This is a genomic window from Halalkalicoccus tibetensis (genome assembly GCF_037996645.1).
In the GTDB taxonomy this organism is placed as follows: Archaea; Halobacteriota; Halobacteria; order Halobacteriales; family Halalkalicoccaceae; genus Halalkalicoccus; species Halalkalicoccus tibetensis.
The window spans coordinates 331,453-351,789 of the sequence record NZ_JBBMXV010000004.1 but is presented as its reverse complement, the minus strand read 5'-3'; the positions used below and the strand labels follow the sequence as shown (position 1 = coordinate 351,789).

General features: G+C 68.1%; 21 protein-coding genes. 12 read left to right on the top strand and 9 right to left on the bottom strand.

The window, feature by feature from the left end:
• Positions 1 to 24 precede the first annotated feature (24 nt).
• From WOA58_RS14700 to WOA58_RS14675, 6 genes are read left to right on the top strand one after another with little or no spacing between them, the layout of a single operon-like run.
• Entirely contained in the window at positions 25 to 684 is a 660-nt protein-coding gene (locus WOA58_RS14700) for a tripartite tricarboxylate transporter TctB family protein (protein WP_340605019.1), read from the top strand.
• Between the two features lies 1 nt (position 685).
• Positions 686 to 2,185: a tripartite tricarboxylate transporter permease gene (locus WOA58_RS14695; protein WP_340605018.1), complete on the top strand. Its 1,500-nt coding sequence runs from the start codon at positions 686 to 688 to the stop codon at positions 2,183 to 2,185.
• A gap of 37 nt (positions 2,186 to 2,222) precedes the next feature.
• Positions 2,223 to 2,615, top strand: a complete 393-nt coding sequence (locus WOA58_RS14690) for a VOC family protein (RefSeq protein ID WP_340605017.1) — start codon at positions 2,223 to 2,225, stop codon at positions 2,613 to 2,615.
• Between the two features lie 23 nt (positions 2,616 to 2,638).
• Positions 2,639 to 3,070 (top strand): cupin domain-containing protein, encoded by a 432-nt coding sequence (locus WOA58_RS14685; RefSeq protein WP_340605016.1) that lies wholly within the window; start codon positions 2,639 to 2,641, stop codon positions 3,068 to 3,070.
• A 9-nt stretch (positions 3,071 to 3,079) separates the two neighbouring features.
• Positions 3,080 to 6,280 carry an FAD-linked oxidase C-terminal domain-containing protein gene (locus tag WOA58_RS14680; RefSeq protein ID WP_340605015.1) on the top strand — a complete coding sequence of 1,067 codons (3,201 nt, stop codon included), beginning with the start codon at positions 3,080 to 3,082 and terminating at the stop codon, positions 6,278 to 6,280.
• 5 nt (positions 6,281 to 6,285) lie between these two features.
• Positions 6,286 to 6,672, top strand: a complete 387-nt coding sequence (locus WOA58_RS14675; RefSeq protein WP_340605014.1) for a tautomerase — start codon at positions 6,286 to 6,288, stop codon at positions 6,670 to 6,672.
• Positions 6,673 to 6,712: 40 nt separating this feature from the next.
• Here WOA58_RS14675 and WOA58_RS14670 read toward each other — a convergent pair whose 3' ends face one another.
• From WOA58_RS14670 to WOA58_RS14660, 3 genes are read right to left on the bottom strand one after another with little or no spacing between them, the layout of a single operon-like run.
• Positions 6,713 to 7,603 carry a hypothetical protein gene (locus WOA58_RS14670; protein ID WP_340605013.1) on the bottom strand — a complete coding sequence of 297 codons (891 nt, stop codon included), beginning with the start codon at positions 7,601 to 7,603 and terminating at the stop codon, positions 6,713 to 6,715.
• A gap of 45 nt (positions 7,604 to 7,648) precedes the next feature.
• Positions 7,649 to 8,593 (bottom strand): hypothetical protein, encoded by a 945-nt coding sequence (locus WOA58_RS14665; RefSeq protein WP_340605012.1) that lies wholly within the window; start codon positions 8,591 to 8,593, stop codon positions 7,649 to 7,651.
• Positions 8,594 to 8,639: 46 nt separating this feature from the next.
• Positions 8,640 to 9,470 (bottom strand): MBL fold metallo-hydrolase, encoded by an 831-nt coding sequence (locus WOA58_RS14660; RefSeq protein WP_340605011.1) that lies wholly within the window; start codon positions 9,468 to 9,470, stop codon positions 8,640 to 8,642.
• Between the two features lie 128 nt (positions 9,471 to 9,598).
• Between WOA58_RS14660 and WOA58_RS14655 the strand changes: the two genes are divergently transcribed.
• Positions 9,599 to 9,970 carry a hypothetical protein gene (locus WOA58_RS14655; protein WP_340605010.1) on the top strand — a complete coding sequence of 124 codons (372 nt, stop codon included), beginning with the start codon at positions 9,599 to 9,601 and terminating at the stop codon, positions 9,968 to 9,970.
• A 1-nt stretch (position 9,971) separates the two neighbouring features.
• Here the strand turns inward: WOA58_RS14655 and WOA58_RS14650 are convergent, their stop codons facing one another.
• On the bottom strand, positions 9,972 to 10,364 hold the full coding sequence (locus tag WOA58_RS14650; protein WP_340605008.1) for a YlbF/YmcA family competence regulator: 393 nt from the start codon (positions 10,362 to 10,364) through the stop codon (positions 9,972 to 9,974).
• Positions 10,365 to 10,454: 90 nt separating this feature from the next.
• Between WOA58_RS14650 and dph2 the strand changes: the two genes are divergently transcribed.
• On the top strand, positions 10,455 to 11,489 hold the full coding sequence (gene dph2 / locus WOA58_RS14645) for a diphthamide biosynthesis enzyme Dph2 (protein WP_340605007.1): 1,035 nt from the start codon (positions 10,455 to 10,457) through the stop codon (positions 11,487 to 11,489).
• A gap of 130 nt (positions 11,490 to 11,619) precedes the next feature.
• Here dph2 and WOA58_RS14640 read toward each other — a convergent pair whose 3' ends face one another.
• A complete protein-coding gene (locus WOA58_RS14640; protein WP_340605006.1) occupies positions 11,620 to 12,558 on the bottom strand; it encodes an alpha/beta hydrolase in 939 nt (312 codons plus the stop codon).
• 111 nt (positions 12,559 to 12,669) lie between these two features.
• On the opposite strand from WOA58_RS14640, the gene WOA58_RS14635 reads away from it, so the two are divergent.
• Positions 12,670 to 13,059, top strand: a complete 390-nt coding sequence (locus WOA58_RS14635) for a hypothetical protein (RefSeq protein ID WP_340605005.1) — start codon at positions 12,670 to 12,672, stop codon at positions 13,057 to 13,059.
• A gap of 31 nt (positions 13,060 to 13,090) precedes the next feature.
• Complete coding sequence (locus WOA58_RS14630) at positions 13,091 to 13,714, top strand: METTL5 family protein (protein ID WP_340605004.1); 624 nt, start codon at positions 13,091 to 13,093, stop codon at positions 13,712 to 13,714.
• On the opposite strand, the gene WOA58_RS14625 is transcribed toward WOA58_RS14630, so the two are convergent.
• The gene (locus tag WOA58_RS14625) at positions 13,687 to 15,327 is read right to left on the bottom strand and encodes a rhomboid family intramembrane serine protease (protein WP_340605003.1); all 1,641 of its coding nucleotides are present in this window, start codon (positions 15,325 to 15,327) and stop codon (positions 13,687 to 13,689) included. The two genes, WOA58_RS14630 and WOA58_RS14625, sit on opposite strands and share 28 nt — an antisense overlap.
• 332 nt (positions 15,328 to 15,659) lie before the next feature.
• Here WOA58_RS14625 and WOA58_RS14620 point away from each other — a divergent pair, with 332 nt between their 5' ends.
• On the top strand, positions 15,660 to 15,953 hold the full coding sequence (locus WOA58_RS14620) for a DNA-directed RNA polymerase subunit L (RefSeq protein ID WP_340605002.1): 294 nt from the start codon (positions 15,660 to 15,662) through the stop codon (positions 15,951 to 15,953).
• A gap of 1 nt (position 15,954) precedes the next feature.
• Here the strand turns inward: WOA58_RS14620 and WOA58_RS14615 are convergent, their stop codons facing one another.
• The 3 genes from WOA58_RS14615 to hisF form a co-directional block, all read right to left on the bottom strand.
• Entirely contained in the window at positions 15,955 to 17,601 is a 1,647-nt protein-coding gene (locus WOA58_RS14615; RefSeq protein WP_340605001.1) for a nucleoside recognition domain-containing protein, read from the bottom strand.
• A gap of 2 nt (positions 17,602 to 17,603) precedes the next feature.
• Positions 17,604 to 18,827, bottom strand: coding sequence for an NAD(P)/FAD-dependent oxidoreductase (locus WOA58_RS14610; protein WP_340605000.1), 1,224 nt, complete (start codon positions 18,825 to 18,827; stop codon positions 17,604 to 17,606).
• 124 nt (positions 18,828 to 18,951) lie between these two features.
• Positions 18,952 to 19,767, bottom strand: a complete 816-nt coding sequence (gene hisF / locus WOA58_RS14605; protein ID WP_340604999.1) for an imidazole glycerol phosphate synthase subunit HisF — start codon at positions 19,765 to 19,767, stop codon at positions 18,952 to 18,954.
• Between the two features lie 158 nt (positions 19,768 to 19,925).
• On the opposite strand from hisF, the gene WOA58_RS14600 reads away from it, so the two are divergent.
• Positions 19,926 to 20,297: a hypothetical protein gene (locus WOA58_RS14600; RefSeq protein WP_340604997.1), complete on the top strand. Its 372-nt coding sequence runs from the start codon at positions 19,926 to 19,928 to the stop codon at positions 20,295 to 20,297.
• Positions 20,298 to 20,337: the final 40 nt, after the last annotated feature.

Here is a 20,337-nt window from a genome sequence, read left to right as displayed (position 1 = left end):
CGGTCCATCTCACTTACATCAACAATGTCGACAAAGGAGCGGTTCGATGGGGTAACGGCGGAGCAGGTGATGCTGTTGGCTCTGATCGGGCTCAGCGCGGTCTTCCTGATCGAACCGATCGTGCAGGACTACCCGGCCGACGCGCGCGTCTTCCCGCAGATGATGGCCGGGGTCGTGTTCGTCGGCTGCGTGTTGCTGCTGATCCAGGACTACCTCCCCGGCCCGCTCCGGACGTTCGTCGCAGAGGACATGTCGGTCACGACCGCGGACGACTCGATACTCGACGATCAGGAGGAGACGGTCGAGGAAGAGGAGACGACGACCGAGGAGCGCCCGCCGAGACTGGGCGAGGAGTACGGCTACGGGGTCAACGACACCGTGTTCATGGTCGTGATGTCGGTGTTGTATCTCGCCGCCGGCTGGGCGGCCGGCTTCCTGTTCGTGACCCTGCCGTTCGTCTGGGCGTACACGACCTGGTTCCGCATCAGGTGGTACGTCGGGCTGGGGCTGGCGGTGTTCGCGACTGCCATCGTCTGGTTCTTCATGGAGTTCCTCATCCTCCCGTTCGATCAGGGTGAGATCTTCGACTTCAGCCCGTTCCTCCCGTTCGTCCTCGAGGCGCTGTGGTTCGTCTCGCCCGAACTGGCCGGGTCCGTCGCGGCGGTACGCGCGAGGGTGATCTGACGTGGCGGTCGACGCCTTCTTCGACGGGCTGTCGATCGCGATCGGGCCGGAGGCGCTGCTCTGGCTCACCGTCGGGCTGTTGCTCGGGATCGTCCTCGGGGCGCTTCCGGGCATCGGCTCGCCCGTCGGGATGGCGATCGTCCTGCCGCTGACGCTGCCCCTGGAGTCGACGATGGCGCTGATCCTGCTGATCGCCATCTACAGCGGCGCGATGTTCGGCGGATCGATCGCCGCGATTCTGATCAACGCCCCCGGCACCGAGTCGGCGGCCGCGACCACGCTCGACGGCTACCCGATGTCGAAAAACGGGCTCGCGAAGAACGCGCTGGCGATCGCGACGACCGCCTCGGCGCTGAACGGCTTCCTCGCGGCGATCATCCTCCTCCTGATCTCGCCGGTCCTGATCCAGGTCGTCCTCGCATTCGGATCGCCCGAGTACTTCCTGCTCGCGATCCTCGGCATCTCGCTGATCACGATCGTCACCCAGGGCTCGATCGTCAAAGGGCTGGTCGCCGGCGCGCTCGGCTTCATGATCTCGACGATCGGGACCGGCATCCTGAGCCCGCGCCCCCGATACACGTTCGGACAGTTCGGCCTCTATGACGGGATCGACTTCGTCGCGGCCCTGATCGGGATGTTCGCGTTCGCGGAGATGATGAAGCTTGCCGCCAAGTCCCAGATCGCCGAGGCCGACGTCTCCCTCGGCGGGAGCATTAAGGAGGGGGTACGGACGGTGTTCAAGTACCCCAAGACGACGGTCAAGTCCGGGCTGATCGGCATGGGGATCGGGATGATCCCCGGCTCGGGCGCGACGACCTCGACGTTCGTCGCCTACGCGGAGGAAGCCCGCTCCTCCGCGAAGGACGGCCGGTTCGGCGAGGGCGACCCCCGCGGGGTGATCGCCCCCGAGGCGGCGAACAACCCTACTGTGAGTGGGTCGCTCATCCCGACCCTTTCGTTCGGCATTCCGGGCAGCGGCTCGACCGCGGTGTTGCTCGGGGGCATCCTCATGCACGGCCTCCAGCCGGGGCCGGTGCTGTTCGACGAGCAGCTCCAGATCACCTACGCGCTGTTCATCTCGCTGTTCCTCGGCAACGTCCTGATCCTCGCGGTCGGGCTGACGGTCATCCCGTACGCGAGCCGGCTCACCGAGCTCGACACCAACGTCATCATCCCGGCGGTCGTCGTGCTCTCCTTTGCCGGCGCGTACACGCTGAACCAGAACTGGTTCGACGTGATGGCGGTGGTCGTCCTCGGCGTGCTCGGCTTCTACATGGTCCAGTACAACTACTCGGTGATCGCGTTCGTCCTCGGGATCGTGCTGGGGCCGATTGCCGAGGAGAACTTCTTCCGGTCGCTGCAGATCTCCGGCGGCGACTACGCGATCTTCGTCGACCCGCTCAACCGCCCGCTGTCGTTCCTGCTCTCGGTGCTGATCCTCCTCATCCTCGTGGGGCCGTTCCTCAAGCCCTATCTCGAGCGCAAGATCGACCGGGTCTGACCCACAGCGCTATCCCTCCTCGGGTCGCGGTCCACGTATGCAGCTCACCGGCATCGACCACCTCGTCCTCACCGTTGAGGACGTCGACGCGACCTGCGAATTCTACGGCGACGTCCTCGGCGCGACCGTCGTCACGTTCGGCCCCGAGGACCGGACCGCACTCGAGATCGGGGACCAGAAGATCAACCTCCACGAGGCCGGCGGGGAGTTCGATCCCCACGCCCGCGCGCCGGCGCCGGGCTCGGGCGACTTCTGTCTGATCTCCGAACTCGATGTGGAGGAGATCACGGCCCGACTCGAAGACCACGGCGTCGAGGTCGTTCACGGCCCCGTCGAGAAGTACGGCGCGCGCGGGCCGATGCGGTCGGTCTACGTCCGCGACCCGGACGGGAACCTCGTCGAGCTCGCCTCCTACGAGGAAACCCATTAGCCGACGGGTCCCGTGGACCCGGTGTGGCTGATGGATGGCACCACGTCACACTGTCCAAAGCGGCGACCAACCCCGAGAAGCCCGGCGAGCGCTGGGAGCTCTCCCCGGAACTCGGGATCGGGACGTTCAACTTCAACGTCGCGGTCCTCGAGCCCGACGACCGGCTCTCGCAGAACCACTTCCACTACCACGAGAACCAGCGAGAGCTCTTTCTCGTCGTCGAGGGGCGGTGCCGCGTCGAGACGGCCGAGGAGGGCTTCGAGATGGGCGTCGACGAGGCGGTGGCCTTCGAGAAGGGGAAGGCGGGCGCCCACGTGATCCACAACCCGTTCGGGGAGCCCTGCAAGGTCGTCGCGGTGGGCTGGCCCGCCGACGGGCGCTACCCGGTCCACCAGCTGGAGCCGACCGACGCGGTCGCCGGGAACGATCCACAGAGTAATGACCGTCGCGGGTGAACGCCCGACATGGCGACGAACCCGGATCCGATGGCGGACACCCCCCCGGCGCGCGACGGCCGCGCGACGTACGACTACACCCGCGACGACGAGGCGGTTCCGGAGGCGCTCTCGGCGCTCCCGCGGCTCGTCGGCGGCGACGTCCGTTTCGACGAGTACTCGAAGGAGCTCTACGCGACCGACGCCAGCGCCTACGAGATGACGCCGATCGGCGTGGTCTTTCCCACCTCGACCCGCGACGTCCAGACGGTGATGCGCCACTGTGCGCAGCACGGGATCCCCGTGCTGCCCCGCGGCGGCGGCACGAGCCTCGCGGGCCAGGCGGTCAACGAGGCGGTCGTGCTCGACTTCACCCGCCACATGGACGAGGTGGTGGGGATCGATCCCGACGCGAAGCGCGCCACGGCCGAGGCCGGCGTCTACCTGGGCGACCTCAACGAGGCGCTCGCACCCCACGACCTGAAGTTCGCGCCCGACCCCGCGTGGGGCGACAAGAGCGCGCTCGGGGGTGCGATCGGCAACAACTCGACGGGCTCGCACTCGCTGAAGTACGGCAAGACCGACGCCTACATCGAGGAGGTGGAGGCGGTGCTCGCGGACGGCACCCGCACCACCTTCGGCGAGATCACCCCCGAGGAGCTCGACGAGCGGGCCGACCCGGAAGGAGACCTCGGGGCGCGGATCCACGCCGCGGTCCAGCGGATCATCGAGGAGGAGGCCGAGAACGTCGAGGAGGCCTACCCCGACCTGAAGCGCAACGTCTCGGGCTACAACCTCGACATGCTGATCGACGAGGCCCGCGAGGTCCAGCGCGCGACCGACGAGGAGGGTGCCGTCAGCGAGGGATCGATCAACCTCGCGCGCCTGCTCGCCGGAAGCGAGGGGACGCTCGCGATCGTCACACGGGCGGAGGTCTCGCTCGAGCCCGTGCCCGAGACGAAGGCGATGGCGTTGTTGACCTACGACACGCTGATCGAGGCGATGGAGGACGTCGCGCCGATCCTCGAACACGACCCCTCGGCCGTCGAGGTGATGGACGACGTCCTTCTGGATCTGGCCCGCGAGACCGAGGAGTTCGCCGACGTCGTCTCGATGCTGCCGCCCGAGGCTTCCTCCGTGTTGCTCGTCGAGTTCTACGCCGAGGACGACCCCGAGGGGATGGAGAAGGTCGCGGGCCTGCTGGCGGATCGGATGCCCGAGGCCGACAGCGAGGGCGAGCCGGGCGACGACCCCGTCGGAACGGACGCCCCGATCAACGCGACGGCGGCGATGGAGGCCCACGACCACGAGGAGCGCGCGCTGTTCTGGAAGATGCGAAAGAGCGGGCTGCCGATCCTGCTCTCGCGGACCTCCGACGAGAAACACATCTCCTTCATCGAGGACTGTGCCGTACCACCGGAACACCTCCCGGAGTACGCCCGCGAGTTCCAGGAGATCCTCGAGGACAACGGCACGTTCGCGAGCATCTACGCCCACGCCGGCCCCGGCGTGCTGCACGTCCGCCCGCTGATCAACACCAAGGACGTCGACGGCGTCGACGGAATGGTCGACATCGCCGATCGGGTGACCGACGCCGTCGCTCGACTCGGCGGGTCGGTTTCGGGCGAGCACGGCGACGGCAGGGCCAGAACCCAGTGGAACAGGAAGCTCTACGGCGAGCACCTGTGGGAGGTCTTCCGCGACCTCAAGACGGCCTTCGATCCCGACTGGCTGCTCAATCCCGGCTCGGTCTGTGGCGACTTCGACATGAGCGAGAACCTGCGGTTCGACCCCGATTACGAGTTCGAGATGGGCTTCGAGCCCGAGCTCAACTGGGAGAACGAGAACGGCTTCCAGGGGATGGCCGAGCTCTGTCACGGCTGTGGCGGCTGTCGTGGCCCCCAGGAGACCACCGGCGGCGTGATGTGCCCGACGTTCCGGGCGAGCGAGGAGGAGATCACCTCGACGCGGGGCCGCGCGAACGCGCTGCGCCAGGCGATGAGCGGCGACATGCCCGAGGGCGAGGCCTTCAGCGAGGAGTTCGTCACCGAGGTGATGGACCTCTGTATCGGCTGTAAGGGCTGTGCGAAGGACTGCCCGAGCGAGGTGGACATGGCGAAGCTGAAGGTCGAGCTGACCCACGAGCACCACCAGCGGACCGGCGCCGGCCCCCGCGAACGGCTGTTCGCGAACATCGACACCCTCTCGAAGCTGGGCAGCGCGACCGCGCCCGTCTCGAACTGGCTGCCCGCGATCCCGGGCGCCCGCCTCGCGATGGAGAAGACGATCGGGATCGCCCGCGAGCGCACGCTGCCGGAGTTCCACGGCGAGACGTTCGTCGACTGGTTCGAGGACCGGGGCCCGGAGGTGAGCGAAAGCGAGGCCGACCGGAAGGTCCTGCTCTTTCCCGATACCTACACGAACCACAACCATCCCGAAGTCGGCCGGGACGCCGTGCGCGTCCTCGAGAACGCGGGGGTCCACGTGCGGGTCCCCGAGGGCGTCGTCGACAGCGGCCGACCCGCCTACTCGAAGGGCTTTCTCGACCTCGCCCGCGAGCGCGCGGAGACCAACGTCGCGGCGCTCGCGCCCCGGATCGAGGAGGGCTGGGACGTCGTCGTCCCCGAGCCCTCCGACGCGGTGATGCTCCAGCACGACTACCTCGACCTGATCCCGGGCGAGGACGCGGGGCGCGACGAGCGCAAGTCGGAGGTCGTCGGCGACCACTCGAGCCACGAGGACGAGCCCCTCTCGGAGTCCTGGCGCGAGCGGGTGGGGGAGCTGCTCGGGCGGGCGAGCGGGGCGGGCGAAGGCGGTCGTTCCACCCCGCGGGACGCCGTCGAGAGCGTCGCGGTCAACACCTTCGGCGTCATGGAGTACGTCAACGCCCTCGACCTGGACGTGCCCGAGGGCGAGGGGTCGTTGATCTACCACGGCCACTGCCACCAGAAGGCGATGAAGAAGGACGTCCACGCCGCGGCGGTACTCGTGCGGGCGGGCTACGACGTCGACGCGCTGGACTCGGGCTGCTGTGGGATGGCGGGCTCCTTCGGCTACGAAGACGACCACTACGCGATGAGCGAGGCGATCGGCTCGATCCTCGTCGAGCAGGTCGAGGAGAGCGACGGCGACCGCGTCATCGCCCCCGGCGCCTCCTGTCGGAGCCAGCTCGAGGACCTCGCCGACGAGGAACCACCCCATCCGATCAGCGTGCTCGCGGAGGGGCTCTGATCCCGATGCCGCTGCTTCAGTTCGACTCCAGCGCGGCGATGACCGCCGGCGAGAAGCGCGCCTTCGCCCGCCGCGTCCGCGAGCTCTACGCCGAGCAGATGGAGACCGGCACCGACCACGTCGCGGTGGTGATCCGCGAGCGCACCGAGGCCGAGCTCTCCATCGGCCGGGCCGACCCCGACCAGCCCGCGCTGGTGCTGGACGCCGAGATACGCGGGGGGCGCGAGTTCGAGGCGAAGCGCGAGTTCGCGCTCGCGGTGATGGAGCTCGCGAACGACGCCTGGGCGATCCCCGACCCGAACATGAAGGTCGTCTTCACCGAACACGCCGGCGAGGGGATGATGGGGGTCGACCGCGTCGGCGGCGAGTGGACGCCCGACGAGGGCGAGTAGCACCGTCAAATTCGACGATCGTCGTGTTCCTATCGGCCGTTCAGACGCGGAGTTCGGTCTCGAACTCCGCCTCGGCGAACAGCGCCTTCACGTCCCGGACCGCGTCGCGGTCGGCCTCGGGGGTGTTCTCCATGAGGACGGTCTCGCTGGGGAAGAGGCGCTCGCCCACCCGGAGGCCGTGCTCGCGGGCGGTCGAGCCGGTGACGGTGAGGTAGACGCCGAGGCCGACGTCGGCGATGTCGGCCTCCTCCTCGCGCCCGGAGGTCGGGTACTTGAACTCGATCCCTTCGAGGACGTCGGTGCCGAGGACCGCCCGGACGAGCCGCTCGTAGCGCGGCGAGATACACAGCGGGCCCTCGTAGCCGCCGAGGAACTCGCGGGTGAACTCCTCGCCGACGTCGGGCCGCCCGAGCAGGGTGTGGTGGACCGTGTCGCCGAGGCCGGTGACGACGCGCACGTCCGTGTCGCGGGGGTCGATCCGGGCGTTGATGTCGTTGATCGTCGAAACCGGCTCGGGCCGGAGCTCGACGACCTCCTCGAGGACGAGGTCGGCGCTGTCGAAGCCCAGCGCGAACTCGTGGGTTCGAAGCGCGCGGAAGGGCTCCTCGCGGCCGATCAGCTGGAGCCGGAGGTCGCCGTCCTCGAGGGTGAGGCTGTCGAAGACCACCCGCCGGGGGTTGCCCTCGCGGTCGTCGCGAAGCAGGGTGTACTCCGGGCGGGTCGGGTCCGAGAGGTCGCTGTACTCGGCGAGTCGGTCGTAGACGCCGTGTTCGGGCGTCTGTGTGCCCTTCGTGATCGCCTTCTCGTACCGGAGCGTCGAACAGATCTCGTCGGCCACCTCGGTCGCGTCCATCCGGGCGGCGAGCCGTTCGAGCACCGCCTCCAGCGGCCGACCTTTGCGGGGGACGGCTACCGGGATCGTCGCTGTCATTGTCCCTATAACGGGGTTCTCCGGTAAACGGGTTACGACACCGGGCTATCTGCCGCCGAAGGCCGCACCCATCTGTTCGCGCCATGCCCGGAGCTCGTCGACCTGGTTGTAGAGGGCGTCGAGGTCGTCGCTCACGGCGTCGACGTCGGCCGCGACGTCCCCGCGGTCGTCGACCTCCGCGGCGAGGGCGTCGATCTCGACTGCCACCGAGTCGAGCGCCGAGCGCTGCTCGCCGGCGAGCGCGCGGACCTCGGTACCGAACTCCTCGACGTCCGCCCGGAGCTCCTCCAGTCCGTTCCGGAGCTCCTCGACGAGCGCCTCGGCGATCCCGTTCTCGTCGAGGAACCCCTCGAAGGCGGCGGTGTAGGCCTCGAGGTCGCTCACGCGCGCCTGCAGGTGACTGACCCGGACGCGCTCGCTCTCGGATCCCCCCGCATCGAGCGCTTCCCGAAGCGCCTCACGGTCCTCCCTCGAAACGACCCCGGCCCGGAGCTCGGCCGCCAGCGCCGCCGCGACGCTCCCACCAGGGGTCGCCGGCGATTCGGTCACCCGGTCCTCGACGAGCCTGACCGGGACCGGCAGCGTCTCGCCGGTCCCGTCGGCGACGACCTCGATCGCCGGGTCCGGTTCGGGCGACCGGGCCCGAACCGTCAGGTCGGGTTCGGCCATGAACGCGGCGGCTGCCTCGTCGTCCTCGATCCGGAGCCCATAGATGGTCACCACCGTCGTCTCGGGTTCGATCCGGCTCTCGAAGACGAGCCGGCCGTCGGGGTGGGCCGTCCAGCGCTCGCTGTCGTACTTCGGGTGAAACCCGACCCCCTCAACGGGGTATCCCTCGGGGAGCGGCTCCTCGATCCTGACCTCGGCCGCAGTCGATCGCGTCGAGCGGATCTCGAACGCGATCGTCGGGACCGCGAACTCCTCGGGCTCGTACCGTTTCGTGACCGACACGCCCTCGGCCTCGATCCGGGGAGTTTCTTTCGATTCCATACAACTACATATAATTCAAATTATATAAAATAGTAGGTAACTCTGATCAGAGGTCGACCCGGTCGCCGATCTCGACGGGTTCGATCCGTCGGGGGTACTCGAAGCCCTTCGCGTGGTGCTGGAGGTTCTTGGGGTCGGCCGTCAGGCCCTTCCACATGTCCCAGTGGCTCGGCAGCAGCCGGTCGAGCCCCAGGTCGTTCGCGGCCTCGATGATCTGGGTCTCGTCGCTGTACCACTTGGTTCGCTGGGGCTCGCCGGTCTCCTTGTCGGGGATCGTCCCGACGGTGCCGAACGCCAGCACCCCGAGGTCGATGTCGTAGTCCTCGCCGGTGGACTCGAACTCGCCCGGGCGGGCGTCGCCGCCGTGGAAGAAGGTGCCGGCCTCGTGTTCGATGACGTAGCTCACGGGCTGGGTCGCGTCGGGGTCGTTCGCGGGTTCGACGTTCACGGTGAAGGAGCCGATCTCGTGGGTCTCGCCCTCGTAGACGTCGACGAACTGGTCGTCGTCGAGGTCCCACGCCTCTCCCCAGGCCTCCTCCTCGCGGGCGACCGCGAGGCTGTCCTCGGGGCCGTACATGGTCGCGCCGGTGTTCTCGAGGATCGGGGCCTGGCTCTCGCCGTGGACGTGGTCGACGTGTTCGTGGGTCGCGAGCAGCGCGTCGGCCTCCGAGACGTCCTCGGGATCGAACGGGATCGGGATCATTCTCACGGTGCGCGGCGGGTCGCCGGTCCCCAGATAGGGGTCGATGAACAGGGTGGTCCCGTCGCTCGCCTTCAGGACGAACCCGTTGCAGCCGAGATACCAGACCGCGACGCCGTCGGGAGAACTCTCCTCTACCTCGCGGACGAGCCAGTCGCCCCAGTCGCTCCGTGACATACGACCGAGTGCTACCACTACGAGGGTAAGTGTTGTGCTGTCGCGCGGCGGGACGTCGAAGCGGACGTCCGATCACGACAGGCCCGCCCCGTGATTTATGTTGCCTCGAGATCCCCATTCGGGTAGACATGAGTCCGGAAAACACGGACGAAGGGGATCGGACGTCGGATACGCCACACGAGGGGGCCGACGCCACGCCCGAGGAGATCCCGGAGGACCCCACGATCCCGAGCCTCATCGACGCGATGGAGCTGCCGGGTGAGGGGGAAGTCCTCGAACGCCGAGAGGCCGAGATCAGCGCGCTCTACGAGTACCTCCGCGAGAACGGGACCGCGAGCGAGGAGGAGCTCCGATCGACGGTCGATCCCGACGAGGTCGGCTACGACTCCGCGGAGGGGTTCTGGGAGGACTGTGTCCGGGGGTCAGGCTCGCTCGAGGAGCTTCCGGGCGTGTCCGCGCCCACGGAGGAAGAGCGGCGCTGGCGCTACGTCGGCGAGTGAGCTAGTCCTGACAGCAGCCGCCGGCCTGCTCGCCGAAGTCGACGTCGAGGGGCGCGGAGATCGCCTCGTTGACGGCCTCGAGCTTCGCGTCGAGCTCCGCCTGGGCCTCGAGGTAGTCGGCCATCACGGGGATCTCGTGGAGCTCCTGTTGGGCCGACTGGAGGCGCTGGAGGTCCTCCTGGGTGGCGTCGCCGGTCTGGCGCGCGAGCATGAACTCCTGGCGCAGCGACTCGAACTCGTCGATCTTGCCCTGGGCGTGTTCGCTCTCCTTGACCGCCCGCTGGGCCTCCTCGTAGGCGGCGTACTCCTCGGTCCGGGCGATCGCCTCGCCGAGCTCGCGGCCGAGCTCCTCGATGCCGGTCTCCTCGGCGCTGGGTTGGGTTTCGACGCTCATCGTCCATATTTGGGACGCCGGCCGTTTCAACCTGCCGGAACCCGCCCCCGAAGCGCCGACGTTAAACGCCCACGACCGATATACGGGGTAATGAGCCGAAACGAGTTCTCCGAGGGCGATCTGCGGAACACGGGCATGTCCCTGAAACACGACCGGGAGTGGGACTACGAGCTCGAGCGGATCGTCGAGGCCGTCGACGAGCGCGACGCGAAGAAGGTCGGCCTGCAGTTCCCCGAGGGGCTCAAACGCCGCGGCCCGAAGGTCACCGACGACCTCCGGGAGCTCCTGCCCGAGGACGTCACCGTGATGATGTCGGGCCAGCCCTGCTACGGCGCCTGCGACCTCGACACCTATCTGATGCGCCGCACGGACGTCTTCGTCCACTTCGGCCACTCCCCGATGAAGGAGTCCGAGAAGATCATCTACGTTCCCCTCTTCTCGAACGTCGAGGTACTGCCGATCATCGAGGAGTCCTTAGAGGAGATCGAGGGCGACCAGGTCGGGCTCGTCACGACCGCCCAGCACATGAACCGCTTCGAGGAGATGCGCGAGTTCCTCGAGTCGCGGGGCTACGAGGTCCACACCCGCAAGGGTGACGACCGGCTGACCCACGAGGGCCAGGTCTTGGGCTGCAACTACGCCTCGGCGGACATCGACGCCGACAACGTGCTCTACGTCGGCGGCGGGAAGTTCCACCCGCTCGGCTTGGCGATGGAACACCCCGAGAAGAACGTCGTGATCGCCGACCCCGTCAACAACGTCGTGACGGTGGCTGATACCGAGAAGTTCATGAAACAGCGCTACGGCGCGGTCCACCGCGCGATGGACGCCGAGAAGTGGGGCGTCATCTTCTGTACGAAGATCGGCCAGGGTCGCTGGGATCAGGCCGAGGAGATCGTCGAGGAGAACGAGAACGCCTACCTGATCACGATGGACGAGGTCACCCCCGACAGGCTGCGGAACTTCGACATGGACGCGTTCGTCAACACCGGCTGTCCCCGGATCACCACCGACGACGGCCCGCAGTTCCACAAGCCGATGCTCACGCCCGGCGAGTACGAGATCGCGGTCGGGAACAAGCCGCTCGACGCCCTGGAGTTCGACACGTTCCACGGTACTTGGTAGAAACCCACGTTTTTCTGGCTCGGGTACGCTTCGCGTACCACTCACCACAAAAACCTGGACTAAAAAGCCGGCGCGGCGAAGCCGCGCCGGTCCGCCCTGCAGCGTTTTCCATTCGATCTACGAGCAGCACCTACTTTTCGAACGCGTCGTCGAGGTCCGCCCCAAGCGCGTCGAGCGCCTCGCCCGCGGCGTCGAGGTGGTCGAGCAGGTTCACGAACCCGTGGATCATCCCCTCGTACTCGTGGCGTTCGACCTCGACGCCCGCCGATTCGAGCCGGTCGGCGTACTCGCGGCCCTCGTCGCGGATCGGGTCGAACCCCGCCGTGAGGACGCTCGTCGAGGGCAGCTCCGAGTAGTCGCGCGCGAGCAGCGGCGCGGCGTAGGCGTTCCTGTGGTCCACGGGATCGGGGAGGTAGCGCTCGAGATACCACTCGACGCTCGCGGCCTCGAGCATGTAGCCCTCCGCGTTCTCCTCGTAGCTCGGAAAGTCGTGGACGGCTGGCGAGGCGACGGCGGGGTAGATCAGCGACTGGTGGGCGATCTCGGGGCCGTCGCGGTCCCGGCTCATCAGCGAGACGGCCGCCGCGAGGTTGCCCCCGGCGCTGTCGCCGCCGACGGCCAGTCGGGAGGGATCGCAGTTGATCCGACCCGCGTACTCGGCGGCCCACTCGAGGGCCGCGTAGGCGTCCTCGACGGCCGCCGGGAACGGGTGTTCGGGCGCGAGGCGGTAGTCGACCGACAGCACCGCACAGTCGGCGGCGTTCGCGAGACGACGACAGACCGGGTCGTGGGTCTCGAGGTCGCCGACCGCCCAGCCCCCGCCGTGATAGAAGATCAGGAGAGGGTGGTCGTCGCCGGCGGGCGCGTAGAGGCGGACGGGGATCGCTCGTTCGGGCCCGCCGATCGAGAACTCCTCGAGGCGGTCGACGGGCTCGCCCTCGCCCTGGTTCGCCATGAGCTCGCGGAGCCGGTCGCGCGCGCTCTCGACCGAGAGGGCGTACGCCGGCGGCTGTCCCATCGCGTCCATCGTCTCGAGCAACGCCGCGGCCTGTGGATCGAGTTCGGCCATACCGGTTGCTCGGGACCCGTCCGCTTAGTGTTCGGCCCTCGGTGAGCCCTCGGAATTACCGCTGTGCATGCACAAAGGTTTTTGTATATCCACTATGTATGAGCGTACAAGATGAGTACGCTACAGCGTCCCGCGGTCGAGCCGTGTCGATCCGAGGAGACCACCCCCGTCCGTCTGAACGCGGACGGGCTCGACTCGACCGCGCCCGACTACCTGCGCGAGTTCAAGGAGGAGCTGGCCGCCGACCGGCTCGTCCCCGCCAACCTGGCCGTCGAGGCCTGTTTCGACGAGGACTGCTCGCTGTCGACCCAGGAGGAGGCCGAACGGATCCGCGAGCACATCCGCGCCGCGGCCTTCCTCGGGGCCGGCACGCTCACGGTCTCGTTCGATGACGTCGCCGACGAGCGGAAGGTCCGCCCCGCACTCGCCGCCTGCGCCGAGCGTGCTCGGCGCGACGGCGTGGTCCTCGAGATCGACGGCCCGCTCTCGGTCGAACCCTAAGCTTTCTCTTCGTTCCTCCCCTCGCCCCCGCATGGACAGCAAGCGGGCGCTCGAACGGCGCCTCTCCCGCGTTCGGGGGTTCGACGAGCCGCGCGTCGAACTGGAGCAGTACCCCACGCCCGCCGACGTCGCCGCCCAGCTCGTCCACCTCGCCGATCTCCAGGGCGATCTCGAGGGGACGGTGGTCGACCTGGGAACGGGAACTGGAATGCTCGCGCTGGGGGCCGCGCTGCGGACGCCCGAACGGGTGGTCGGGCTCGATGCCGACCGCGGGGCGCTCGCGACGGCCCAGGAAAACGAACGCCGGGTCGATCCTTCTCAAGGGCCCGACTGGCTGCTCGGCGACGGCGGCCGCCTCCCGCTTCGGCTCTCGGGCGCGACCGTGCTCATGAACCCGCCGTTCGGCGCCCAGCACGGCAACCGGGGTGCCGACAAACGCTTTCTCGAAGGAGCACTGGAGATCGCGGACGTGGTCTACTCGATCCACAACGCCGGCAGCCGCGAGTTCGTCGAGTCGTTCGTCGCCGACAACGGAGGACGGGTGACCCACGCCTACGAGCTCGCCCTCGAGATCGATCGCCAGTTCGACTTCCACGACGAGGAATCGCGGACGATCCGCGCGGAGTGTTACAGGTCCTCCTGGCGCGGGGTGTAGCGCTCCGCCTCGGCGATCGGGACGGCGCTGGCGCCGTCGCTCGCGACGAGTCGATCGTCGTCGTTCCCGATCGCGAGGCCGTTCACCCCGCGGACCTCGCCTTCATCGGGTACTTCGGCGTACTCGGTCGCCCCCTCGCCCTCGACCTCGACGTAGAAGGTTCCCGACTCGGTATGGAGGGTGATCGTCCGGCCGTCGAGGAGGACGTCGGGGCTGACGGGTTCGGAGTCGTAGCTGTGGACCCGCTCGCCGTCGTTTTCGAGCCAGACGGCGTAGACCGCCTCGTCGCCGACCTCCCAGCCCGATCGTTCGACCTCGACGGTCTCGCTCCAGGTCAGCCCGCCGATTCGAACGGTTGCATCGCCGTGGGTCTCGAGCTCCGCGGCGGGGACCTCCTGGCCCCAGACGTTGCGTTCGGGGCTAGTGACGATCACGCCGCTGGTAGTGACGTCGGTCGTCTCACCGAACGCCTCGACCTCGACGACCGAGAACATCCTGTCCTCGACCTCCTCGTCGTAGAAGACGGTGTAATCGCCGGCGTCGAGCGCCGCCTCGCGGGGCTCCTCGTCGACGGCCACCAGGTTCAGCGGGACGCCGATCAGACACATGACCACCAGCGGGAGCGCGAGCGCGGCGAGCGCGGCCCGTCTCCGGGCCACGTTTCCGAACTGGGACTGGGAGAGAGGCCGGTCGTCCGCGGTCACCGCGGCGGTGACCAGGGCCGCCAGCGCGAACACCAGCACGAGCCCGAGCGCCTGGAAGAGCACGTAGGTCGCCTCGCCGCGAACCCACCAGACGGCCCACAGCGACAGCGAGAGGGACACGAGCAGGGTGCCGAACCAGAGCCGTCGGGGGTCCGGTCGGATCCGACGGTGGCGAAGCAACGCCGCCCCCAGGAGTACGCCGGTCAGGAAGCCGATCGCGTGGCCCTGGACGGCGATCCCGTACCACCACGGCGGGGAGACGCTCGCGGTCACCTCGACGACGGCGACGGGTTCGGCCAGCGCGTCCGAGAGGGTTCTGACGGCGCTCCTGGCCGCGAGCGCGACCACGGCGAGGATCGGGTAGCGCACGAGGACGAAGCCGATCATCGCGAAGACCACGCCCGAGAAGCCGATCACGGGTCCCCATGAGAAGAGGCTGGTCCCGATGCCGACCGCGAGGACGGCGAGGGGGAAGGCGACGAACGCCCGAACCTGGGGGTCGGCGATCCGCGCGTCCTCGCTCTCGGGGAAGTGCCCCCAGACGTACTCCGCGAGCGGCGCGAAGACGAGTGCGGTGGTGAGGTTGCCGATCAAGTGGCCGGGGCCGACGTGGGCGAAGCCCGCGAACGCCATTCCAAGCGGGTAGAAGTACGACCACGCGGAGAACGGGACCGCGAGGGGCTCGTCGGGGTGCCAGAGCCCGCCCTGGACGAACAGGTAGACCGCGAGGACCCAACCGAAAACGATCAGGGAGCCCCACGGCACCCCGAGATAGAACCGCTCGCGGAGCACGGCGCGGGGCCCGCGTTCGGGAGCCGCGAGTCGGAGGGCGACCCAGGCGGAGCCGAGCAGCGCGCCGACGACGAGCAGCTGCCACCCGAGAACCACGAGGAGGTCCGCGACCGCCATACCCCTTCCAGGGAGCGAGCCGAATTGAGGGTTGTGATCGTTCATCCACTCGGTAGCGGTTCGGTGCGGAATGGGGCGGTGGCCGGTCCGAGTGTGGCGAGGTTGCTCTGCAACCTCGCTCACGAACGGAACACGAAGTGTTCCGTGAGCGCGGGCGGCACTCACGCCGCCCGCGCGAGGAAGGCGGGGAAAGGCTGGTACCCTGAGCGAGCAGTTCGGACCCGAACTGCTCGCAATGCGGCCTGGTGGAAATGAAAAGGGCGAGGAACGGACGCCAGTCCGTTCCGAGGGCTTTCGAAGCCTTGAAACACGCCACAGGCCAACCGTACCGCATGGAACTACGCGTGCTCACCCGCGAGGACCGGGAGCTGGAGCTTGAGATCGCCGGCGAGGACCACACGTTCATGAACGTCCTCAAGGGCGCGCTGCTCGAGGCCGACGGCGTCACGGCAGCGACCTACGACGTCAACCCCGAGCAGTCGGGCGGCCAGACGAACCCCGTGCTCACCGTCACGACCGAGGAGGGCGTCGACCCGCTCGACGCGATCGGCGAGGCCGCGGCGGAGATCCAAGAGACCACCGACTCCTTCCGCGACGCGTTCCGCGACGCCTCGGCGGCAGCCTGAGTTAGAGCAGATCGAGCAGCAACGCACCGCCGTGGGCGATTGCGGCGGCGAAGGCACAGGCGGCTGCGGCCTGCCGGGCGAGCATCCCCGCGACGAACCGGGCCGAGACCTCCCTGGCGACCGTCAGCGCCGTCACGAGACACGGTAACAGCACACCCGCGAGGTAGACCGCCGTCAGCACCTCGACGGGGGTGAGCGACGCCGCCACGCCCTCGGCGGCAAACAGCGCGATCCCGTCCTTGCGGACCGAGGAGAACACCACCAGCACCGCGGCCTCCCCAGGGAGCCCGAAGAGGGCCATCGCGGGCTCGAGTGCGCTCCCGACGCGTTCGAGGACGCCGCCGTGGTCGAGGGCCGACGCGACGAGCGTGATCGCGACGAACACCGGCATCGCGGTGCGGGCGAACGACGAGAGCGTCCCCCGGGCCTCGCGCCAGAGCCCGCGGCGGGTCGGCCACTGGAGGAACGCCCTGTCCGAGAGGGGCTCGGCGTGGCGGGCCGCCGCGGGCGCGATCAGCCGGACGTACGCCAGTGTGGAGACGGCGAGCACCAGCAGGTAGGGCCCGACGAGCCACGGCATCCCCGCGGCGGCGAAGACGGCGAGGGTCGCGGGCAGCTGATACGAGCAGGCCGCGCCGAAGGAGATCGCCGAGATCGTCGTACAGCGGGTGCAGGCGCTACAGCCGCGGGTGTTCGTCACCGCGGGGACGTTACAGCCGAAGCCCATCACCACCCGGACGAGGTCCCGGCCGGTGAGCCCGACCCGGCGCGTCAGCGGGTGCAGCGCCAGCGTGACCCTGTTGGCCAGCCCGCTCGCGGTGTAGGCCCCGAGGACGAACGCGAACAGCACGACGGTCGGTCCGGCCCAGACCAGCAGGAAGGGTCCCATCGAGAGCAGCCCGAACCGGCCGGCGAGAACGGCAGCAAGCGGCGACGGGAGTCCCTCGGCCGCCGCGACCGCGGGCGCGAACGCCGCCTCGACGACGGGGTCGAGCCAGCCGGCGGCCGTGTTCGCGAACGCGACCGCGAGGGCCGCGGGCAGGAGGAGGAGGGCGAGCGCGACGAGCGGGCCGGCTATCGGCCGTTCGAAGACCCGTTCGGGCGGCTCGATCCCCCAGCCGATCCGGGTCCGGACGCCGCCGGGGAGCTCGGTCGGGTTCGAAAGGGCCGTACGGAGCTCCCCGCAGGGCGCACCCCCGTCGGTCGCGAGCGCCGGGTCGTCGAGCTCCCTGGCGTCGACGGGGACGAACGGCACGCCGGTCTCCTCTTCGAGCTCCGCGAGGGCTTCCCGCCCGGCCGCCTCGTCGCCCACCTTGTCCCAGAAGGTCACCGCGACCGCGCCACGGCGGCCCGCGACTAGGGGGAGCAGCCGGGCGAGCTGGTCGTCGAGGTCAGGCGCGCTGACCACCAGCAGGACGGCGTCGGCCTCATCGAGCGCGTCGAGGGTCTCGCCAGCGCTGTCGAGGTCCCCCGAGAGGACGACCCCCGGGGTGTCGACGACCGTCAGGCCGTTGCCCTCGTAGCGTTCGGCGGCGGTCGTCGTGCCCCCGACGTTGCCGCTCTTCGGCGCCCCGCCGGTCAGCGCGCCGACCAGCGTCGACTTGCCGACGCTCTCGGCCCCGACGGCGACCACGGTCTCGCCGCCCACGGTCAGCAGTCACAGAGCTCCGGCTCGCAGCACTCGAGGTCCTCCATGAACATCCCCTCCTCCCGGTAGACCTCGAGCGGGTCGGTGTCGATATCCAGACGCTCGCCGATCGTCTCGGCGACCACCGCGAAGCGCGTCCGATACTTGTAGATGAAGCAGAACTCGACCCCGTTGTGGGCGACCGCCGGGCCCGCGAGGAACAGCCCCGGCACCTCCGGCGATTCGTCGCGGTCGGTGAGTTCGACCGACCCCTCCTCGCTGGGGAACCGATCCCTCACGGGCCCGAGCGTCGGCTCGAACCCGGTCGCGAGCAGCGGGGGCGTTTCCACCCGGTACTCCCGATCGGGGTCCCGGATCGCGTCGGTCGCCGGCTCGGCGTCGAAATCGAGTTCCTGGGGAGCGACGTCGACCCGGTACCCCGAGCCCTTCTCCGTGGCGCGCTCGACCCGCGCCCCATGGACCAGGGTGAGCCGCCCCGTCTCGAGCGCCCCTTCGAGGCGTTCGTTGGTGTACGGCGAGAGCGCCTCGCTCGGGTCGGGGTGGCGAAGCCCCCACGGCGCGCCGCCATCGAGTACCGTCACCCGGGCGCCCTCGTCGACGAGGCCGGCCGCGGCGTCGATCCCGCTCTCGTAGCCGCCGACCACGAGGAACTCCTCGCCGCGGTCGGCATACTCCTCCCACGACCCCACGTCGGCGGTGTGGACACAGCCTTCGGCGCCGGGAAACGGCTCCCGGCGGGGCGAGCCGAACTCGCCGGCCGCCCAGACGACGAACCGGCTGTGGATCGGCCCCTCGCTCGTCTCGAGGGCGAACCCCCCGGTCCCGCCGTCGACCGCGACGGCCTCGGGGCGCTTGCGGCGCTCGGCCATCGGCTCGACGGACTCGACCTCGACCCCCGTCTCGACGGGGAGGTCGTGGAACTCCGCGACCCCCTCCAGGTACTGCGCGTACTCCTCGCCGGTGGGGTGTTCGCGGTCGAGCGCAAATGCCGGCGACGTGTGGGGGGTGACGGCGTTCAGGTCGGTCCGACCGAACCCGCCCGGAAACGACGGCGTGAGCAGTCGCATCTCGTCGGGCCAGTCTCGAAACGACGCGCCGATCGACTCCCGATCGAGGATCCGGACGTCGAGCTCGAGCTTCTCCAGAGCCACGCCGACGCCGATCCCCGCCGGACCGGCGCCGACGACCGCCACGTCGAGCGGGTCGTCCGCCGTGATCGTTACCATGGTTATTACTATGGATTCGAGGTTTAATAGTTCTTGTTACTATTGATTTCTAGATTGCTAATCAGGCTCGGGGAGGGGTGGCTACGGGGAGCGGAAGAAGGAAAAACGGGATTCGAGGGGCGGTTCAGAACCGGATCGGGACGTCGCGCTCCGCGAGGTACTCCTTGACCTCCTCGATGGAGTACTCGCCAAAGTGGAAGATCGAGGCCGCGAGCGCGGCGTCGGCGCCCGCCTCCTCGAAGACCTCGTGCATGTGTTCGGGCCCGCCGGCGCCCGAGGAGGCGATCACCGGCGTCGAGACGGCCTCACAGACCGCGCGGGTGACGGGCAGGTCGTAGCCCGACTTCGTGCCGTCGGTGTCGATGGAGTTGACGAACAGCTCGCCGGCGCCGCGGGATTCGGCCTCCGCGGCCCACTCGACGACGTCGATGCCGGTGCCCTCGCGCCCGCCCTTGACGGTGCACTCGAACCAGCAGGACTCGCCGTCGACCTGGGCGTAGTGTTCGCCCTGCTCGTCGAAGCGGCGCTTCGAGTCGACGCTGATGACGATGCACTGGCTGCCGAAGGCCCGGGCCCCTTCGGTGATTAGCTCGGGGCGTTCGAGCGCGCCGGTGTTGATCGAGACCTTGTCCGCGCCGGCCCTGAGCGTCTCCTTGATGTCTGCCTTCTCCCTGATCCCGCCGCCGACGGTCAGCGGGATGAACACCTCGTCGGCGACCCGCGAGACGGTGTCGAGCATGGTCTCGCGGCCGTCGGCGCTCGCGGTGATGTCGAGGAAGACGAACTCGTCGGCGCCCGACTCGTTGTAGGCCTTCGCCATCTCGACTGGGTCGCCGGTGTACTCGAGGTCCTCGAAGTTGACGCCGGTATAGACCGCCGCGTTGCCGTCCTCGTCGACGTCGACGTCGATGCAGGGGATGATGCGTTTGGTTAGTGTCATACTCTCACAAAATTTCTCATTCTAGTTCTCATTATCGGTAGCAGGGTAGAGAGGGTTTCGGATAAGCATACTGGATGAAAGTACCGAGAAACAATCCTAAAATAAATACACTGAGACTGCTGCTATACTTGTTGATGGTTAGAAGTCGTTTGAAACGGATGTGGGAGATCTACTATAGTTCATACGCACTTCATGTAATGGTGGTTTGTATCGTGTTAGTGCTAATTCTACCGCGCGATTCTGAGGTTGCAGTAGCCATTGCAATTGGATTAGAAGGTGTCGCTACTCTTCTTTTTGTACAGAGGATGCCACATCTTGCTGCTGATATCGAAATACCTCGCTGGTACACTCTAATCGCTGACTGCTATATAGGAATTATTACGTTTTATCTCATATCTGATCTAGAATCGTATTATGAATTTACGTTTTATATCTGGCCAATAGCTGCAATTCCATTAACGATCCTTTCAACGCTGGTCCTAGTTTTGAATGATGATTTTGACCTTAAAGATGACTGGCCTCCCGAGTAAACAATAAGATATTCAGAAGCGAGAGACACAAGTGTCAGAA

What these genes read in the sequence shown, in the direction of transcription:
- WOA58_RS14700 (WP_340605019.1), top strand. Translation starts at nt 25, where the DNA reads ATGTCGACAAAGGAGCGGTTCGATGGGGTAACGGCGGAGCAGGTGATG.
- WOA58_RS14690 (WP_340605017.1), top strand. Translation starts at nt 2,223, where the DNA reads ATGCAGCTCACCGGCATCGACCACCTCGTCCTCACCGTTGAGGACGTC.
- WOA58_RS14680 (WP_340605015.1), top strand. Translation starts at nt 3,080, where the DNA reads ATGGCGACGAACCCGGATCCGATGGCGGACACCCCCCCGGCGCGCGAC.
- WOA58_RS14675 (WP_340605014.1), top strand. Translation starts at nt 6,286, where the DNA reads ATGCCGCTGCTTCAGTTCGACTCCAGCGCGGCGATGACCGCCGGCGAG.
- WOA58_RS14670 (WP_340605013.1), bottom strand. Translation starts at nt 7,603, where the DNA reads ATGACAGCGACGATCCCGGTAGCCGTCCCCCGCAAAGGTCGGCCGCTG.
- WOA58_RS14665 (WP_340605012.1), bottom strand. Translation starts at nt 8,593, where the DNA reads ATGGAATCGAAAGAAACTCCCCGGATCGAGGCCGAGGGCGTGTCGGTC.
- WOA58_RS14660 (WP_340605011.1), bottom strand. Translation starts at nt 9,470, where the DNA reads ATGTCACGGAGCGACTGGGGCGACTGGCTCGTCCGCGAGGTAGAGGAG.
- WOA58_RS14655 (WP_340605010.1), top strand. Translation starts at nt 9,599, where the DNA reads ATGAGTCCGGAAAACACGGACGAAGGGGATCGGACGTCGGATACGCCA.
- WOA58_RS14650 (WP_340605008.1), bottom strand. Translation starts at nt 10,364, where the DNA reads ATGAGCGTCGAAACCCAACCCAGCGCCGAGGAGACCGGCATCGAGGAG.
- dph2 (WP_340605007.1), top strand. Translation starts at nt 10,455, where the DNA reads ATGAGCCGAAACGAGTTCTCCGAGGGCGATCTGCGGAACACGGGCATG.
- WOA58_RS14640 (WP_340605006.1), bottom strand. Translation starts at nt 12,558, where the DNA reads ATGGCCGAACTCGATCCACAGGCCGCGGCGTTGCTCGAGACGATGGAC.
- WOA58_RS14635 (WP_340605005.1), top strand. Translation starts at nt 12,670, where the DNA reads ATGAGTACGCTACAGCGTCCCGCGGTCGAGCCGTGTCGATCCGAGGAG.
- WOA58_RS14630 (WP_340605004.1), top strand. Translation starts at nt 13,091, where the DNA reads ATGGACAGCAAGCGGGCGCTCGAACGGCGCCTCTCCCGCGTTCGGGGG.
- WOA58_RS14625 (WP_340605003.1), bottom strand. Translation starts at nt 15,327, where the DNA reads ATGGCGGTCGCGGACCTCCTCGTGGTTCTCGGGTGGCAGCTGCTCGTC.
- WOA58_RS14620 (WP_340605002.1), top strand. Translation starts at nt 15,660, where the DNA reads ATGGAACTACGCGTGCTCACCCGCGAGGACCGGGAGCTGGAGCTTGAG.
- WOA58_RS14610 (WP_340605000.1), bottom strand. Translation starts at nt 18,827, where the DNA reads ATGGTAACGATCACGGCGGACGACCCGCTCGACGTGGCGGTCGTCGGC.
- hisF (WP_340604999.1), bottom strand. Translation starts at nt 19,767, where the DNA reads ATGACACTAACCAAACGCATCATCCCCTGCATCGACGTCGACGTCGAC.
- WOA58_RS14600 (WP_340604997.1), top strand. Translation starts at nt 19,926, where the DNA reads ATGTGGGAGATCTACTATAGTTCATACGCACTTCATGTAATGGTGGTT.